General features: G+C 63.7%; 18 protein-coding genes. 10 read left to right on the top strand and 8 right to left on the bottom strand.

Annotated features, from left to right (window positions below):
• Genes IG197_RS28345 through IG197_RS28355 form a run of 3 tightly spaced genes read left to right on the top strand, consistent with a single transcriptional unit; the run spans position 1 to position 2,575 of the window.
• Positions 1-345 (top strand): RidA family protein, encoded by a 345-nt coding sequence (locus IG197_RS28345; RefSeq protein ID WP_192320421.1) that lies wholly within the window; start codon positions 1-3, stop codon positions 343-345.
• A gap of 11 nt (positions 346-356) precedes the next feature.
• Positions 357-1,367, top strand: a complete 1,011-nt coding sequence (locus IG197_RS28350; protein WP_192320423.1) for a succinylglutamate desuccinylase/aspartoacylase family protein — start codon at positions 357-359, stop codon at positions 1,365-1,367.
• 20 nt (positions 1,368-1,387) lie between these two features.
• Complete coding sequence (locus IG197_RS28355; RefSeq protein WP_192320646.1) at positions 1,388-2,575, top strand: hypothetical protein; 1,188 nt, start codon at positions 1,388-1,390, stop codon at positions 2,573-2,575.
• 3 nt (positions 2,576-2,578) lie between these two features.
• Here the strand turns inward: IG197_RS28355 and IG197_RS28360 are convergent, their stop codons facing one another.
• Entirely contained in the window at positions 2,579-3,448 is an 870-nt protein-coding gene (locus tag IG197_RS28360; RefSeq protein ID WP_192320425.1) for a LysR family transcriptional regulator, read from the bottom strand.
• A 91-nt stretch (positions 3,449-3,539) separates the two neighbouring features.
• On the opposite strand from IG197_RS28360, the gene IG197_RS28365 reads away from it, so the two are divergent.
• Positions 3,540-3,953, top strand: coding sequence for a VOC family protein (locus tag IG197_RS28365; RefSeq protein WP_192320427.1), 414 nt, complete (start codon positions 3,540-3,542; stop codon positions 3,951-3,953).
• A gap of 54 nt (positions 3,954-4,007) precedes the next feature.
• On the opposite strand, the gene IG197_RS28370 is transcribed toward IG197_RS28365, so the two are convergent.
• Positions 4,008-4,925 (bottom strand): hypothetical protein, encoded by a 918-nt coding sequence (locus tag IG197_RS28370; RefSeq protein WP_192320429.1) that lies wholly within the window; start codon positions 4,923-4,925, stop codon positions 4,008-4,010.
• 69 nt (positions 4,926-4,994) lie between these two features.
• A complete protein-coding gene (hpaR, locus tag IG197_RS28375) occupies positions 4,995-5,462 on the bottom strand; it encodes a homoprotocatechuate degradation operon regulator HpaR (protein ID WP_192320431.1) in 468 nt (155 codons plus the stop codon).
• Positions 5,463-5,612: 150 nt separating this feature from the next.
• On the opposite strand from hpaR, the gene IG197_RS28380 reads away from it, so the two are divergent.
• The 6 genes from IG197_RS28380 to hpaI are packed head-to-tail and all read left to right on the top strand — an operon-like array spanning position 5,613 to position 11,025.
• On the top strand, positions 5,613-5,999 hold the full coding sequence (locus IG197_RS28380) for a 5-carboxymethyl-2-hydroxymuconate Delta-isomerase (RefSeq protein ID WP_192320433.1): 387 nt from the start codon (positions 5,613-5,615) through the stop codon (positions 5,997-5,999).
• Positions 6,000-6,010: 11 nt separating this feature from the next.
• Entirely contained in the window at positions 6,011-7,528 is a 1,518-nt protein-coding gene (gene hpaE, locus IG197_RS28385) for a 5-carboxymethyl-2-hydroxymuconate semialdehyde dehydrogenase (RefSeq protein WP_192320434.1), read from the top strand.
• Between the two features lie 15 nt (positions 7,529-7,543).
• Positions 7,544-8,524, top strand: coding sequence for a 3,4-dihydroxyphenylacetate 2,3-dioxygenase (gene hpaD / locus IG197_RS28390; RefSeq protein ID WP_192320436.1), 981 nt, complete (start codon positions 7,544-7,546; stop codon positions 8,522-8,524).
• Between the two features lie 8 nt (positions 8,525-8,532).
• Positions 8,533-9,405, top strand: coding sequence for a fumarylacetoacetate hydrolase family protein (locus IG197_RS28395; RefSeq protein WP_192320438.1), 873 nt, complete (start codon positions 8,533-8,535; stop codon positions 9,403-9,405).
• Entirely contained in the window at positions 9,402-10,208 is an 807-nt protein-coding gene (gene hpaH, locus IG197_RS28400; RefSeq protein WP_192320440.1) for a 2-oxo-hept-4-ene-1,7-dioate hydratase, read from the top strand. Before IG197_RS28395 ends, hpaH begins: the two co-directional genes overlap by 4 nt.
• A 10-nt stretch (positions 10,209-10,218) precedes the next feature.
• On the top strand, positions 10,219-11,025 hold the full coding sequence (hpaI, locus tag IG197_RS28405) for a 4-hydroxy-2-oxoheptanedioate aldolase (protein WP_192320442.1): 807 nt from the start codon (positions 10,219-10,221) through the stop codon (positions 11,023-11,025).
• A 123-nt stretch (positions 11,026-11,148) separates the two neighbouring features.
• Here the strand turns inward: hpaI and IG197_RS28410 are convergent, their stop codons facing one another.
• The 5 genes from IG197_RS28410 to IG197_RS28430 form a co-directional block, all read right to left on the bottom strand.
• Positions 11,149-12,558: an aldehyde dehydrogenase family protein gene (locus IG197_RS28410; protein ID WP_192320444.1), complete on the bottom strand. Its 1,410-nt coding sequence runs from the start codon at positions 12,556-12,558 to the stop codon at positions 11,149-11,151.
• Positions 12,559-12,625: 67 nt separating this feature from the next.
• Positions 12,626-14,218 (bottom strand): ABC transporter ATP-binding protein, encoded by a 1,593-nt coding sequence (locus IG197_RS28415; RefSeq protein WP_192320446.1) that lies wholly within the window; start codon positions 14,216-14,218, stop codon positions 12,626-12,628.
• Complete coding sequence (locus IG197_RS28420) at positions 14,215-15,024, bottom strand: ABC transporter permease (RefSeq protein WP_246765455.1); 810 nt, start codon at positions 15,022-15,024, stop codon at positions 14,215-14,217. Before IG197_RS28420 ends, IG197_RS28415 begins: the two co-directional genes overlap by 4 nt.
• 3 nt (positions 15,025-15,027) lie before the next feature.
• On the bottom strand, positions 15,028-16,008 hold the full coding sequence (locus tag IG197_RS28425; RefSeq protein ID WP_246765456.1) for an ABC transporter permease: 981 nt from the start codon (positions 16,006-16,008) through the stop codon (positions 15,028-15,030).
• Positions 16,009-16,022: 14 nt separating this feature from the next.
• Positions 16,023-17,552: an ABC transporter substrate-binding protein gene (locus IG197_RS28430; RefSeq protein ID WP_192320652.1), complete on the bottom strand. Its 1,530-nt coding sequence runs from the start codon at positions 17,550-17,552 to the stop codon at positions 16,023-16,025.
• Between the last annotated feature and the right edge of the window lie 31 nt (positions 17,553-17,583).

Here is a 17,583-nt window from a genome sequence, read left to right on the forward strand (position 1 = left end):
ATGATACAATACTTCCAGTCGGGGTCGCGCATGTCGCAGGCTGTCGTCTATGGCGGCATGGTCCATATTGCCGGGCAAGTCGCAAACGATCGCAAGGCCGGCATCGAGAGCCAGACGAGGGACGTGCTGGCGAAGATCGACCAACTGCTGGCCGAGGCCGGCACCAGCAAGTCGAAGCTCGTGGCCGTCAACGTCTTCCTGCCGCAGATCGGTGACTTCGAGGCGATGAACAGCATCTACGACGCCTGGGTCGACCCGGAGCGCCTGCCTGCCCGCGCCTGCGTCGAAGCACGCCTCGCCGATCCGGATCTCCGGATCGAGATCACCGCAATCGCTGCCGTCTGAGAGGACCCATCATGCATTCCGGCCTCGTCCACAGCCTCGACTTCGACCGCGACGGCAAGACGCTCACACATCTGAGCATTCCGTTCTCGATCGATCGCTCGCCCTATTTTCAGGTCAAGGTGCCGATCTGCCTGATCCGCAATGGCGAGGGACCGTCGGTGCTGCTGATGGCCGGCAACCATGGCGACGAATATGAAGGCGAGCTGTCGCTGGCGCGGCTGATCCGCAAGCTCGACCCGGCCCGCATCAAGGGGCGCATCACCATCCTGCCGATGGCGAACACGCCGGCGGTGATGGCGGCCAAGCGCTGCTCGCCGCTCGACGGCGGCAATCTCAACCGCGCCTTCCCCGGCGACCCGGCAGGAAACCCGACGAGCCGGCTGGCGCATTTCCTTGAGAAGGAACTGTTCCCACGCCATGAGATCGTCTTCGACCTGCATTCGGGCGGCACGTCGATGGAGCACCTGCCGACGGCACTCGTCGAACGCAACGGCGAACCCGGTCGCCACCAGCGCACCGTGGCGCTGATGCAGGCACTCGGCATGCCTTACGGCTTCATCGCCGACAATGGTGCTGCCTCGCCCACCTCGATGGGGGCGGCGCGGCGCGCCGGCGCGATCGGCATCTCAGGCGAGTTCGGCGGCGGCGGCACGGCGACTGTCGATTCGATGGCGATCACGGCGCGTGCCATCGACAACCTTCTGCTTGCTGCCGAGGCGGTCGACGAACCCGTGCTGGCTCCACCCTCCGGGCACGACGCCGCAACGCAGCTGCTGTCGCTGTCGCGTCACAGCCAGGGCATCTACGCCACACGCCGCGGCTGGTTCGAGCCGGCGACAAAACTCGGCGACCGCGTCGCTGCCGGACAGCTGGCCGGCTGGTATCACGATCTCGAGCGGCTGGATGCGCCGGAAGAGGCGCTGCATTTCGCCGAGACCGGCATCGTCCTGTCGCGCCGGCTGCATACCATGTGCGAAGCCGGTGATTGCCTGATGCAAGTCGCCGAGCCGGTTCAGGCATGACGAAACCCGCGAGGAACCCGATGCAGCTTTCGATGTGGACCTACCCTTGGGACATCCAGGATATCAGCCATGACACGGTCGCGCGCGAACTGGTCGAGCGTGCCGGCATGAACACGGTCAGCCTGGCGACGTCCTACCATGCCGGACGTTTCCTGCAGCCGCGCAGCCCACGCCGCAAGGCCTATTTCCCAGAGGACGGGACCATCTATTTCCAGCCGACGGCCAGCCGCTGGGACACGCTGACAATCCAGCCGAAAGTCGCCGACGTGATCTCCGAAGGCGGCGACGTCCTTGCCGAACTGATGCGGCGGCGCGACGGCGGCGACCTGAAGGTGTCGTGCTGGACGGTCTGCCTGCACAATACGCGGCTCGGCATGCTCCATCCTCACGCCGTCACCCGCAACGCTTTCGGTGACCCCAACTACTACAGCCTTTGTCCGACCAATGCCGATGCCCGCGCCTATGTCAGAGCACTGATCGAGGACATCAGCCACAGCTACCGGCCCGACATGATCGAGCTCGAAACGCCGACCTTCATGGGCTTCGCGCATGAATACCATCATGAAAAGGACGGTGTCGGCCTGACGGCTGAGGACGATTTCCTGCTCTCGCTGTGCTTTTGTCCATCCTGCCTTGCCGGCGCGGCAAAAGCGGGCAACGATGGCGAAGCCGCGCGCCGGCTGGTCTGCGAGTGGATCAACGAAGCCTGCGAACGCGCTACGCCGCAGCCGCGCTTCCCGGACTTCCCGGCGCGAGGGCTCGATACCTTCGCGCCATGGCCGCAACTGCACGCCTTCCTCGCTTGGCGCTTCCAGCCCGTCACCAGCCTCGTCGCCGAGTTGCGAGAGATTGCCCATCCGGCCACCCGCGTCGTTGTCATCGATCTCAAGGAAGGCTGGCTCGGCGGCTCCGACCTCGCCTCGATCGGCAAGGCCTGCGACGGCGTCATCCTCTCTGCCTACGGCATGGAAGCCGACCTGGTGCCCGAACTGCTCGCCACCGGACGCCAGCTGCTCGGTTCCGACAAGTTTCTCGGCACCTGCTACCGCCTCTATTATCCGGAGATGAGCAGCTCCGAGGTGCTCGCAGCCAAGGTCGCGCCGGCACTTGCGGCGGAAGTCGATGGCATCAATTTCTACAATTACGGCCTGATCCCGGCGGCTCGGCTCGACTGGATTGGCGCCTCGATCGGGCGAGGCAGGGCCTGAGCTTCAGGCGTTCGCGGCCCCGATAAGCAGATCGCGCAAAAGCCTGATGGCGTTCGGCTTTTGCGGCACGCTCGGCGCGAGAAAGGACAACGAACGTTCATGCGCATGCGCGTGCGGCACGGGAATGATGTTGAACCCGTTGGCAACGAGCCCCGGCCAGTGGGGCACCAGCGAACTGCCGATGCCCTTGGCAACCAGGATCGCGATCGTCTCCAGCGCGTCCATGTCGCAACGCACGTCGGCATAGAGCCCTGCCTTCTCCATGTAGGCGGCGACGATCCGGCCACCCCATGACGACGGGTCGTAGCGGATGAACGGCGTTTCCCGCGCATGTGCGATGATATCAGCAGCCGCAACGGCATCGCGCGTCAAATAGACCAGCGGCTCACGCGAAATGCGCGTGGCGTCCAGCAGCTTGGGCAGCGCGAAAGGCGGCTCGACCAGAACGGCAACGTCAAGCTGGCCGGCGAGCATCTGGTCGTAGAGATGCTCGGACGTTCCGGGTGTCAACCGCAGTTTCAGGGACGGCGCGCACTCCGTCAGCTTGCCCAGCACCACAGGAACAAGCCCGGTCAGGACAGTCGAGATCGCCCCAACCCTGAGATCCCCGGAGAGACCGCTTGCGTCGAGGTCATGGACCAGCAGCGAGGCATCGCGAACAAGCATGCGGGCACGCGGCAGCAGCGAAAGGCAGGCTTCCGTCGGCCGTGCAGTGTGCGCACCTCGCACCAGAAGCGGGCAGCCGAGCGTCCGTTCCAGGGCCTGGATGCGTTGGCTGACAGCCGCCGGGGTCAGCCGTTCCCGCCGCGCGGCGGCAACGATGGAGCCGGTCTCGACCACCACAACGAGGCTCTGTAGAAACCGGATATCCAATGGAATTCCTTATGCTGAGAGAAATAATTCCCTAGTTTTCCTTTCCTAGCGGACGCTCTAGATGTCGGTCAAACACTGGGAGCCTTTGACAATGAAATCACTGTTCCACCTCGCCATCCACGTCACGGACCTCGACGCGGCGCGCGGCTTCTATGGCGACGTGCTTGGCTGTGTCGAAGGGCGTTCGACCGACAGCTGGGTCGACTTCGATTTTTTCGGCCATCAGCTGTCGCTGCATCTCGGCAAGCCGTTCGAGGTCACTCGCACCGGCAAGGTCGGCACGCACCTCGTCATGATGCCGCATTTCGGCATCGTGCTGCCGCTCGACGACTGGTTTGCGCTCGCCGATCGTTTGAAAAAAGGCGGCGTCGCATTCGACATTCCGCCTGTCATCCGCTTCGAAGGTGAACCCGGCGAACAGCGCACGATGTTCTTCTTCGACCCCTCCGGCAATCCGATCGAGGTCAAGGGCTTCAAGGATTTCGACAGCGTCTTCGCCGCTTAGACGAGACAGGTCACGCTCGACAGGTTCTAGGATGAGATCGCGTGCCTGGCTTGATCAGATCGCGATCGTCGCCGAATGAAGCGCAGCTGCAACGTCCGGATCGTCGGCGTCGGTGACTGCCAGAAGGTCGAGGCGATTGCCGTCGAGCTCAGCGTGAATGCCCTCGATCTTGTACGGCCGATCGAGCCGGCGAACGAAACGCAGCCGCCCGTCGTTCCCGACGATGCCGATGGCAGCCCCGACACATGCGCCGTCGTTGAAGGCGTCGTCCGTGTCTTCGGCCACCGCGCTGAACACCATGTCGCCACCGGGCAGCGCCGTGGCGTCCGTAAAGCACAATGGCACGCCATCGACATGGCCGAGATCGAAGCTGTCGATTGTCATCGGCCTGAGCGCATCGGAACGTCTGCCGGTCAAGACGTCGAAGGCCGCCGCAAGCGGATATCGGATGATGGCATTTTCAGTATGCTGCTTGTTGCCGCGCTGGAACAGGCGCAGTTCATCATTGACGACGACGGCGCCTTCGACATTGACCTCGGCGAAGGCGTCGGTAAGCGGAACCAGCACCGCCGACAGGTCGAGGCTTCGCGGCACGCCTGAAATGCGCCCCACCGGATCGAGCCCGAGCACGGCACCCCGGCGCCGGTTGGGCCGCGAGCCCGACCCGACAGCCAACAGCGCGCCATGGGCGAAACCAGGGAAAGCCGGCAGCAGCGTCAGTGCTTCGAGGTCGGGCTTTTGCCGCTTGCGCACAGCTTTCGCATCCGGCAGCACGCCGTCGAACAGCCGTACCAACTTGCCAGGACGATCGTCCTTCGTGGAAAAGACGCCGAGATGGAGTTCGTCGTCGGCGACGACGTACATCGCCGAACTGAGGCAAACGAGACCGCTTGCGGCGCTCAGATGCAATGGCCGCTCAGAGCTTGCCGCAGCCGTCAGGGTCAGTTTGCGCAGCTTCTTGAGGGCGATCATGCGGAAGTCATAGCCGCTTGTGCGCGAATGGCTCCTACCTGCCGGGACATTGCCGCAGCCGCCTGACCGTCACTTCTTATCAAGATCGATCAGCCCCTCCAGCAGGTCGAGCAGCTGTTCGTAGCGCTCCTGCCCTATACGCCTTTGGACGTCATCATAGATGGCGCTGCTTTCCGGCGACACTTCCGATATCAGGACCTGCCCTTTCGGCGCGATGGACAGCATCACCCGCCGGCCATCGCCTTCGACCTTGCCGCGCGTTATGAGGCTGCGCTCCTCAAGCGCCTTGATGATTCGCGTCAGGCTCGGCGCCAGGATCGAGGCGCGTTCGGCAAGTTCCGTCGCGTCGAGGGGGCTCTGCTCGCCCAGAACGCGAATGACGCGCCATTGCTGCTCCGAAACGCCATGCTGAGCGAGAATGGGCCGGAACTGGGCCATCACCACTTCACGCGCACGCAACAGTGACATTGGCAACGAACGTCGGGTGCTTTGCAGCAAGGGCGAACTCCTGATGGCAGGCGACGGCTTGGCCGGCATTCCACTCTACTCCGATAATACCGACACTCCGTCGGATCAACGCCACGCGACGGCAATCAGCCGAATTCCGCCGCAGCCGCCTTGACATCGACGCGCATAACTACTTAACATGTTAAATATCAAAATGCCACATGTGTGGGAAGACACGCCTTGCCTCACCTCACGCTCGAATATTCCGCCAATCTCGACGGTCGCGTCGACATGCCGTTGCTGTGCGGGGAGCTGTCACAGGCAATCCTCGACACCGGCCTGTTCGAACACGGTGCCGTCAGGGTGCGGGCGCTGCGCGCCGACGCCTATGCGGTTGCCGACCGCCTGCCGGAAAACGCCTTCATCGACATGAGCTTCAGGATCGGCGCCGGCCGCACCGCCGCCGACAAGAAGAGTGCCGGCACAGCAATCTTCGCTGCCGCGAACGCGTTCCTCGCGCCTCTTTTCGCAACGCCTCATTTCGCGCTTTCGCTCGAGATCCGCGAGATCGACGCCGAGCTGAGCTGGAAGAACAATGCCATCCACCCGCGCCTGCGGAACAAGTGACGGAAACACCAATGTCAGATCTCGAAAACAACCTGCGCAAGGCTGAAGCCTATCTCGAACGCTTCAAGACAGGCGGGGTCAGTAACCACATCAATGGCGAGGCGATGCCAGCGCTCGACGGCACGACCTTCGAGACCATTTCGCCGGTTGACCTCAAGCCGCTCGCCCGGGTAGCGCATGGCAAGGCGGCTGATGTCGACATGGCCGCCAAGGCGGCCAAAGCAGCCTTCCCCGCCTGGGCCGCCCAGTCGGGCGATGCCCGCAAGAAGGTACTGCACGCCATCGCCGATGCCATCGTCAAACGCGCCGAGGAAATCGCCTTCGTCGAATGCATGGACACCGGCCAGTCGCTGAAATTCATGGCCAAGGCCGCCCTGCGCGGTGCTGAGAACTTCCGCTACTACGCCGACAAGGCACCCGAGGCGCGCGATGGCCGCACGCTGCAGGCGCCCGGCCAGCTGAACATCACCACCCGCGTGCCAATCGGCCCGGTCGGCGTCATCACGCCGTGGAACACGCCGTTCATGCTGTCGACGTGGAAGATCGCGCCGGCGCTCGCCGCAGGTTGCACCATCGTCCACAAGCCGGCCGAGTTCTCGCCGCTGACCGCACGGCTGCTTGTCGAGATTGCCGAAGAGGCGGGCTTGCCGAAGGGTGTCTGGAACCTGGTCAACGGCCTGGGCGAGGATGCCGGCAAAGCTCTGACCGAACACCCTGACATCAAGGCAATCGGCTTCGTCGGCGAAAGCCGCACCGGTTCGATGATCATGCGCCAGGGCGCCGACACGCTGAAGCGCGTGCATTTCGAGCTCGGCGGCAAGAACCCGGTGATCGTCTTCGCCGATGCCGACCTCGAGCGCGCAGCGGACGCCGCAGTGTTCATGATCTACTCGCTCAATGGCGAGCGCTGCACTTCGTCGTCACGGCTGCTGGTCGAAGCTTCGATCCACGACAAGTTCGTGGCCATGGTGGCGGAAAAGGCCAAGCGTATCCAGGTCGGCCACCCGCTCGATCCGAAGACTGTCGTCGGCCCGCTGATCCACCCGGTGCATGAGACCAAGGTGCTGTCCTACATCGAACTCGCCCGCTCGGAAGGTGCTACCATCGCCGCCGGCGGCACCAAGGTCGAAGGGCCCGGCGGCGGCTGCTATGTCGCGCCGACATTGTTCACCGGCGCGCGCAACGACATGCGCATCGCCCAGGAAGAGATCTTCGGGCCGGTGCTGACGGCGATCCCGTTCGAGACTGAAGCCGAAGCGCTTTCGATTGCCAACGACACCCAATACGGTCTTGCCGGATATCTGTGGACATCGGATGTGACGCGCGCCCTGCGCTTCACCGAAGGGCTGGCTGCGGGAATGATCTGGGTCAATTCGGAGAACGTCCGCCATCTGCCGGCGCCGTTCGGCGGCGTCAAGAATTCCGGCATCGGCCGCGACGGCGGCGACTGGTCGTTCGACTTCTACATGGAAACAAAGAACATCGCCTTCGCCACGGCGGCCCACAACATCCAGAAGCTCGGCGGCTGAGCGGGAACACTAGACATGCCATCGCCCACACCAAACCTCTATCCCGCCTTCAACATCGTACGGCTGAGCCATGTCGAACTGGCGGTGACGGACCTTGCCAAGTCCCGCGCCTTCTATGTCGACACGCTCGGCCTGCAGGTCACCGACGAGACCGCCGACACCATCTATCTGCGCGCCATGGAAGAGCGCGGCCACCATTGCATCGTGCTGAAAAAGAGCGACCGGGCCGAAGCCCGCGACCTCGGCTTCAAGGTGTTTTCGGACGAAGATCTCGACAAGGCCGAGCATTTCTTCAGGGCGAAGGAGTTGCCGGTCGAATGGGTCGAGCGGCCGTACCAGTCGCGCACGTTGCGCACCCGCGACCCGCACGGCATTCCACTGGAGTTCTATTCCAGGATGGACCGGCTGGCGCCGATCCACCAGAAATACGCGCTCTACAAGGGCGTGAAGCCGCTACGCATCGATCACTTCAACTGCTTCTCGCCCGACGTCGACCAGTCGGTCGCCTTCTACAACGAGCTCGGCTTCCGCGTCACTGAATTCACCGAGGACAACGAGACCGGTCGCCTGTGGGCGGCGTGGACCCACCGCAAGGGCGGCGTGCACGACATCGCCTTCACCAACGGGCTCGGACCGCGCCTGCACCATGTCGCCTTCTGGGTGCCGACGCCGCTCAACATCATCGACCTGCTCGACCTGATGGCGACCACCGGTTACGTCGGCAACATCGAGCGTGGACCCGGCCGCCACGGCATCTCCAACGCCTTCTTCCTCTACATCCGCGATCCCGACGGTCACCGCATCGAGATCTATTGCTCGGACTACCAGACGGTTGACCCCGACCTGGAGCCGATCAAGTGGGACCTCAAGGATCCGCAGCGCCAGACGCTGTGGGGCGCCCCTGCCCCGCGCTCATGGTTCGAGGAGGGCAGCACATTCTCCGGCACCGAGCCGCGCCCGTCGGCGCTTGCCGCCTCGCCGATCATCGCACCGTGAGATCAGACATGACCGAACGGCCGCGTTTCGCCACTTACACCCACGCCGGCAAGACGAGCTATGGCGCGGTGACCGCCAAAGGCGTTGTCGACCTGGCACCACAGTTCCCGCAATGGCCGACGCTGCGCGAGGTTATTGCGGCGAACGGTCTCGCTCGGCTCACGGAAGCCGCTGAACAGTGCGCGGCCGACATTTCGGAAGCCGAGATCACCTACCAGATCCCGATCCCGGGTCCGGAGAAGCTGATCTGCGTAGGGGTCAACTTCCCCGACCGCAACGAAGAGTACAAGGACGGCCAGGCGGCGCCCGGCAATCCGTCGCTGTTCATCCGTTTCCCGCGTTCCTTTGTCGGCCATGGCACAACCATCATACGGCCGCCGGAATCGCCGCAACTCGACTATGAGGGTGAGATTGTCATCGTCATCGGCAAAGGCGGCCGCCGCATTGCCGAGCGCGACGCGCTCGACCATATCGCAGCACTTTCGCTCTGCAACGAAGGCACGATCCGCGACTGGGTACGGCACGCCAAGTTCAACGTGACCCAGGGCAAGAACTTCGACGCCACCGGCGCCATCGGCCCCTGGCTGGTGCCCTATACGGACGAAGCCCAGCTTGCCGACATTCGCCTGACGACGAAGGTCAATGGCGAGCTGCGGCAGGATGACCGCACAAGCCGCATGATCTTCGGCTTCCGCACGCTGATCAGCTACATCTCGACCTTCACCACGCTTGTTCCGGGCGACGTCATCGTCACCGGCACACCGACCGGCGCCGGCGCGCGCTTCGATCCGCCGCGCTGGCTGGTCCCCGGCGACATCGTGGAAGTCGAAGCGGAAGGCATCGGCACATTGCGCAACACCGTCATGGACGAACAGCCATGAAGCTCAAGCCAGAGCAGTATCAGACAGCAGCGCAACGCCTCGACCAGGCCGAAAAGCAGCGCAAGCAGATCGGGCTGTTGTCGCTCGATCACCCCGAGATGGACATGGAGGACGCCTATGCCGTGCAGGCCGCATGGGTCCAGCTCAAGCTCGCCCAGGGTCGGCGCAGGATCGGCTGGAAGATCGGCCTGACGTCGAAGGCGATGCAATATGCGCTCAACATCGACATTCCCGATTCAGGCGTCCTGCTTGACGACATGATGTTCGCCGATGCCGCGACCATCCCGACTGACCGCTTCATCCAGCCGCGCATCGAGGCCGAGATCGCTTTCGTCATGAAAGCGCCGCTGCAGGGTCCGAACACGACGGTGTTCGACGTTCTCAACGCCACCGATTTCATTGCGCCGGCCATCGAGATCCTCGACACGCGTATCCTGCGCAGCGACCCGGCAACGGGCCGCACCCGAACCATCGTCGACACCATCTCCGACAATGCTGCCAATGCCGGCATCATCACCGGCGGGCGGCCAATGCGGCCGACCGAGGCCGATATGCGCTGGATCGGCGCCATTGTATCGCGCAATGGCGAAGTCGAGGAAACCGGCCTGGGTGCCGGCGTGCTCAATCATCCTGCAGCCGGCATAGCTTGGCTGGCCAACCGGCTCGCCATGTTCGGCGGTTCGATTGCGGCCGGCGACATCGTGCTCTCGGGCTCGTTCATCCGCCCCGTCGAAGCGCGCCACGGCGACACCATCATGGCCGACTTCGGCCCCTTCGGCACTGTAAGCGCCTACTTCGCCTGAGGACATCGTCATGCCCGCACCACGCAACATTTTCAAAGCCGCCCTGCTGAACGGCGACGCCCAGATCGGCCTCTGGCTCGGTCTTGCCAATGCCTACACCGCCGAGATCTGCGCCGGCGCCGGCTTCGACTGGCTGGTCATCGACGGCGAGCACGCGCCGAACGACCTGCCCGTCATGGCCGCGCAACTACAGGCCATCGCGGCCTCCGGCTCTCATGCCGTCGTGCGCCCGCCGATCGGCGAAACCTGGATCATCAAGCAACTGCTCGACATCGGCGCCCAGACCATCCTGGTACCGATGGTCGAAACCGCCGACCAGGCGAAAGAGCTGGTCAAGGCAATGCGCTACCCGCCGCATGGCGTGCGCGGCGTGGGCGCAGCGCTTGCCCGCGCTTCCGCCTTCAACCGCATCCCCGACTATCTGGTCACCGCAAACGACCAGACCTGTCTGCTGGTCCAGCTGGAGAGCCGGGCCGGACTGGCGCAGCTTGAAGCCATCGCCGTTGTCGACGGCGTCGACGGCGTCTTCATCGGCCCGGCCGACCTCGCCGCCGACATGGGCCATCTCGGCAAGCCCGGCGCACCGGAGGTGCAGGCAGCCGTGGAGGATGCGATCCACCGCATTGGCATGTCAGGCAAGGCTGCCGGTATCCTCACCTCCGACCCCAGTCTGGCCCAGCGTTACCTGAACCTCGGTGCAACCTTCGTCGCAGTTGGCAACGACGTCGGCTTGCTGGCACAAGCAACCAGCGCACTTGCGGCGAAGTTCAGGACCAGCGGCAAAGGCGAGCCGCAGGCAAGTGGCTCCGGCTACTGAGAATGCTCTATCTGAAATGAAGAAAGGGCGGTCCTTGTGCCGCCCTTTCCTTTTGCTGTCCTGCGTCTGCCGGCGCCAGCGGGCGGACTGCTTCGGCAGCACAAACTTGCAGCCACATCACGCTCAGCGCGTGATGTGGACCGTCTGCATCTGCATGTACTCTTCAAGCCCCCAGTGGCCGAACTCGACGCCGATGCCTGACTGTTTGGCGCCGCCAAAGGGTGCCGCCGGCGAGATCGAGCTGTGGTCGTTGACCCAGGCGGTTCCACATTCGAGACGCCGCGCCAGAGCTTCCGCTTTCTTGATGTCGGTCGACCAGATCGAACCACCCAGCCCGTTTTCGCTGGCATTGGCGCGCGCAATCGCATCGTCGACGTCGCTGTAGCGCACGATTGGCAGGATCGGGCCGAACTGCTCTTCGTCGACGATGCGCATGCCGTCCGTCACTTCGGTGACGACGGTCAGCGGGAAGAAATAGCCCGCCTCGTCTGACGCTTCGCCGCCTGCCAGGAAACGTCCGCCATTGGCCCTGGCGTCGTCGGCAAGTGCACGCACCAGATCGAACTGCGCCTTGTTTTGCAGGGGCCCAAATTGGCTGGCCGGATCGCTGGCCGGACCGACCTTGGCGGCACGCGCCAGGACAGCGATCTTTTCGGCGAGCGCGTCATGCAGGCTCTCATGCACGTAAAGGCGCTTGAGCGCGGCACATGTCTGGCCGCTATTGCCGAAGGACTTGGCGAAGATCACCGGCGCGATGGCGTCGATGTCGGCGTCGGGCAAGACGATTGCCGCATCGTTTCCGCCGAGTTCGAGCGTCAGGCGCTTCAGCGTGTCGGCGGCATTCGACATGATGTTGCGGCCGGTCGGCGTCGAGCCGGTGAAGACGATCTTGTCGATGCCGGGGTGGCCGGTGATGGCGCGACCAATGCCGCCTTCGCCGGTGACCGAATTGAGCACGCCGCGCGGCAGATGCACATTGGCAAGCTCGACGAGCCGAAGCGTGCTCAGCGGCGTGTAGGACGACGGCTTGATGACAACGCAATTGCCCGCCATCAGCGCCGGCATGACGTGCCAGGTGGCGATCAGCACCGGATGGTTCCACGGCGTGATCGAGCCGACAACGCCGAGCGGCTTGCGGTGTACCTCGATCCTGTTCTTCTCGTCGTCACGGATCACTTCAACCGGTGGCCTGAGCTTTGCCGTCTCGCGCATCCAGTGAATGGCGGCACCAATCTCGCCATGGGCGCTGCCGCGTGGTTTGCCCTGTTCGGTCGAGAGCAGCACCGCCAAGGCATCTTTGTCGGCTTCAACCGCGTTGGCGATCTCGTAGAGCAGGCGCGCCCTCTCTTCGATCACCGTGTCACGCCATGTCGGGAACGCTTTACGCGCGGCTGCGACCGCTGCGTCGAGATGCTCAGGACTAGCGGCAGGACAGTCGGCGAAGACCTCCGCCCGTGCGGGATCGATGACGCCAAACGTGCCTGCCGCCTCCACCCTTTCGCCATTGATGATCATCGCATGGGACTGCGTCATGGTTGTCTCCCTCGAATTTGACCCACCGCAAATCACGGCACTGGCCGCACAAGCGGCCACGCCTCCATCAGGCGGCATCGGCGGAAAAGCCGTCCAGCCAGCCTTCCCGTAGCTGCGGCACCGCGCGGATCAGGCTGCGCGTATAGTCGGACTGCGGCTGTTCGAACACGGTACGCGTGTCGCCATGCTCGACGATACGTCCTGCCTGCATCACGGCGGTCTTGTGCGAGAAGCGCAGCGCGAGGCCAAGATTGTGGGTGATGAACAGGATGCTGAGGCCCTCGTCCTTGATCAGACGGGTGAGCAGCTTGACGATGCTTTCCTCGACCAGCGGATCGAGCGCCGAGGTGATCTCGTCGCAGATCAGGATGTCCGGTTTTGCGGCAAGCGAACGGGCGATGCAGACGCGCTGCTTCTGCCCGCCCGAAAGCGATGCCGGATAGCGGTCGAGAAAGGCCGCCGGAAGTTCGATCGCCTCCATCAGTTCGAGCAGCCGCTGCTCGGCGGCGGCGCCACGCAATCCGTAGAAAAAGCTGAGCGGACGCCCGATGACATCGCGGACGGTCTGGCGCGGATTGAGCGCGAGGTCGGGCAGCTGGTGGATGTACTGGATCAGCCGCCGCTGATCGAAGCTGCGGCGCTCGACCACAGGCGCCAACACGCTGTCGCGCATGCGGATCTGCCCAGTGCGCGCTGGCTGCAGGCCAGCGATGCTGCGCGCCAAAGTGGTCTTGCCGCTGCCGGACTCGCCGACGAGCGCCAGCACCGAGCCGGCGCCAAGCCTGATCGACGCGTCCTTGACCGCCGTGACGCCGCCATAACCGACATCGACGTTGCGGACGTCGAGCAGGGTTTCGTCGCTGCCATTGGCAGTGGCATAGGTGCCATCGCCCTGGTGCGCGACAAGACGCTGGGCGTATTCCGTCTGCGGGTTGTCGACGAGCTGGCGCGTCGGCCCCTGCTCGACCATCTTGCCGTTGCGCATGACGACGACGCGGTCGGCCATCTGCGACACTACGGCCAGGTCATGCGAGATGTAGAGGGCGCCGCAATTGTGGGTGCTCGCCACCTTCTTGATCAGCCTGAGCACCTCGATCTGCGTCGTCACGTCGAGTGCTGTGGTCGGCTCATCGAAAATGATCAGGTCGGGCTGGTTGATCAGCGCCATGGCGATCATCGCCCGCTGCAACTGGCCGCCCGAGACCTGATGCGGATAGCGCCGGCCGAAATTCCTGGGGTCAGGAAGCTGGAGCTCCTCGAACAGCTCGACTGCCATGCGACGCCGCTGGGCTGAGGTCAGCTTCTGCGCCATCGCAGGGATTTCGGTGACCTGGTCCTCGAGCCGGTAGAACGGGTTGAACGCAGCCGCGGCACTTTGGGCGACGTAGGACGCCCTGGTGCGCCGGATGGTTTCGAGCTCGGTGGTTCCGAGTTCCACCAGCGACTGACCACACAGCTCGATCGAGCCTGATGTCGGCCTGCACCCAGACTTGAACAGCATGATCGAGCTCAGCGCCAGCGTGCTCTTGCCGGCCCCTGACTCACCGATGATGCCAAGAACTTCGCCGCGATCGACATGGATCGAGACGTCGTCGAGCAGCACGCCCGACTTTGTCTCGACGCGTAGATTGTCGATGCTCAGTACCCGATTTCCGCTCATTTCACGTCCGGTTTGTCTGAAAAGCGGCCAACAAGCCAATCAACGATCCCGTTCACGCTCAGGCAGAACAGCGCGATGCAGAATGCCGGGATCAGCGGCGTCAGACGGCCGGTTGAAAGGGCGAGCGCATTCTCGCGGACAAGTCCGCCGAGATCGGCCGCAGGCGGCTGGATGCCGATGCCCAGGAAGCTGAGCGAACTGATGAAGAGTGCCGCGGAGGAAAGCCCCAGTCCGAACTGCGCCAAAAGCGACGGCACCATGTTAGGCAGTATTTCCTTGAACAAATACCAGTGCAGCCGTTCGCCGCGCAGGCGACCGACCTCGACATATTCCATCGCCGCGAGGTCGCCGGCGATCGGCCGGGTCACGCGGTAATAGGTGCTCGACTGCAGCACTGCCATGGTCAGGATCAGCGTCGTCAGCGACACGCCGGCGATGGCAAGGATGATCAGCGCAAAGATGATCTGCGGGATCGACATCAATATGTCGACGGCACGGCCGATGACGATATCGACCCAACCCTTGCTCAGGCCGGCGATGATGGCCAGCGACACGCCGATCATGCAGGCAAGGGTGGTGGCGATCAGCGTCGCAATGAAGGTGTAGCGCGTGGCGTAGAGAATGCGGGACAGCATGTCCCGGCCGAGGCCGTCGGCACCCAGCAGACCGCCCACGCCGGGCGCATCGAAAGCGGCATGGACCATCTCATTCGGCGGGAACGGCGCCAGCACCGGCGCAAGGATGGCGGCTGCCGCCATAGTTGCGAGGACGGCAAGGGAAACGGTCAGCGTCAACTTGCTCGACACGGTTCAGTTCCCCTTCCTGGGCAGGCGCTGACGCGGATTGACGAGCATGGCCAAAAAGTCGGCGGCAAAGTTGAGCGAGATGAAGATCGTCGAGAACAGCACGCCGCAGGCCAGCACCATCGGGATGTCGCGATAGGCGACCGCGTCGACCATCAGCTTGCCCATGCCGGGATAGTTGAACACCGCCTCGATCACCACGACGTCGACGATCAGATACGCCATGGTGATCATGCAGATCGAGACGATCGGCGACAGTGCGTTGGGCAGCGCGTGCTTGAGGATGATCCTGTTGCGCGGAATGCCTTTGGTCTCGGCCATCAGGATATAGTCGGAACTCATCACTCCGAGCACGGCAGCACGGGTGAGTTTCATCACATGGGCCTGGGCTACCAGCACCAGGGTCAGCACCGGCAATGTCAGCGCCGAAATCCATGTCGGCAGGCTGGCGCTGGAGCGAACCATCGACAGCGGTGGAAAAAGCCCTAGCTTGACCGCGAAGATGAAGACCAAGAGGTAGCCGATCAGGAACGACGGCATCGACAGGAAGATCGCGGAGATCGAACCGGTGGCGGTGTCAATCGCCTTGCCGCGGTTGATCGCCGCGAGCAGCCCGACGCCGACGGCCAGCGGCAGAACGATCGCCGCCGCCGAAAAGGCAAGGATCAGCGAGTTGATCAGCCGCGGCACCAACAGGTTGATGACCGGCTGCGAATTGGACAGCGATGTCCCGAAATCGCCGTGCAGCGCATTGCCGAGCCAGTGAAAATAGCGCACCGGCAAAGGTTGGTCGAGGCCCAGCTCGGTGCGCAGGGCCAGGACCGTTTCAGGGGTGGCATTCTGGCCGAGCAACGCATTGGCTGCGTCGCCCGGCAACATCGACGTTCCCAGGAAAACCAGGAACGAAATGAAAAAGATCGACACGAGCCCGGACGCAACCCTGGCGACTACGAACGATTTCACCGGGGAATTGGCGAACAGAGTCATGCCGTCTTGTCCTGTCAGGCGAACCAGACTTGCTCGATGGCGCGGTAGCCGGCCATCTGCAGGGCCGACGGCACGAAACCGTCGAGGTCGCTGGTCGTGCCTTCAACCGTGCTGGAGAAGAACGGAATGATGGTGCCGCCATCTTCCCGGCAGATCTTCTGTGCGGTCGCATAGAAGGCCTTGCGCTTCTCGAGGTCAGGCTCGGCGCGCGCGGCGATGACGGCGGCGTCGAAGTCCTTGTTCACCCACTTGCACTCGTTGTTTCCTGATGTGCTGAGGAAGGCGACCGAGAAGATCGCATCGGCAGTCGGCCGGTCGGAACGGGCCGAAACATGGAACGGCGTCTGGCCGACGATGGTTTCCCAATAACCGTCCGACGGCTCGCGCTTGACCTCGATCGGAATACCCGCCTTGGCGGCGTGCTCCTGGAAGATCACCGCCATGTCGACGGCACGCGACGAGATCGCTTCCGAGGTCTGCAGCACCAGCGGACCCTTGAAGCCGGTCTTGTCGAACAGCTCCTTGGCGCGCTTCGGATCGTATTCCGTCTGCGGCAGGTCGGCGGCAAAGACCGGATCGCTCGGTGCAACCGGCGTATCGTTGGCGATGCGGCCGACGCCCACCGAGACACGCTCGAGCATGTCGGGACGGTTGACGGCGAGCTTGAGCGCCATGCGCATGTCGGGATTGTCGAACGGCGCCATGTCGGTGCGCATGTTGAAGCAGATGAAGCCGCGGCCTTCGGTGTTGTAGATCTTCAGGTTCTGCATCTGGCGCATCAGCGGCGCGGTACGAGCGTCGAGCAGCGTGGTCAGATGGATCTGGCCGCTCTGGAACGCGCTGCCAAGCGCCGAGGCATCGTTGATGGCGAGGAATTCGAGGCTGTCGACGAAAGCTGCGTCCGACTTGAAGTAGTTTTCGTTGCGCTCGGCTTCAAGAATCTCGCCCGGCGAAAACCGCTTCAGCTTGTAAGGGCCGGTGCCGACACCGTCGAAGGTCGTCGTCCCGGCCGGAACGATGCCCAGCGAGAACGCCGTCAGCATCGCCGGGAACATGTAGTTGGCCTCGGGCAGGTCGATGATGACGCGGTTCGGCCCATCGGCGCGGATATCGCTCACGCCCTTGATGATGCTGCGCATGTTGGAGCGCGACGCTTCTTCGGCATGGCGCTTCAGGGAGAACACCACGTCCTCGCTCGTAAACGCCTTGCCGTTGTGGAAGGTCGCGCCCTCGACCAGATCGAAGATCCAGCTCTTGCCACCATTGGACGGCTCCCAGCTCTTGGCGAGGCCGGGCCGCAGTTCCATGTCGAGGCCATGGACCTCGATCAGCGAATTGTAGGTGATGCCGGACATGACCGCGGTATAGGGCGAACCGAACGTGCGCGGATCCAGCGAATCCGCCGTCGAGGCGCCACCGCTGGCCACGACAAGGTGCCCGCCGCGCTTGGGCTCGGCCGCCCATGCGCCACCGCCGGGCAAAGCCGCCATCAGGCCGGAAGCCGCTGAGATCTTGAGCAGGCTTCGGCGCGAAATCGTAAACATCTTCCTCACTCCCTTTTTTGCAAATTGACCC

It is taken from the genome of Aminobacter sp. SR38, assembly GCF_014843375.1.
GTDB classification, from domain to species: Bacteria; Pseudomonadota; Alphaproteobacteria; order Rhizobiales; family Rhizobiaceae; genus Aminobacter; species Aminobacter ciceronei.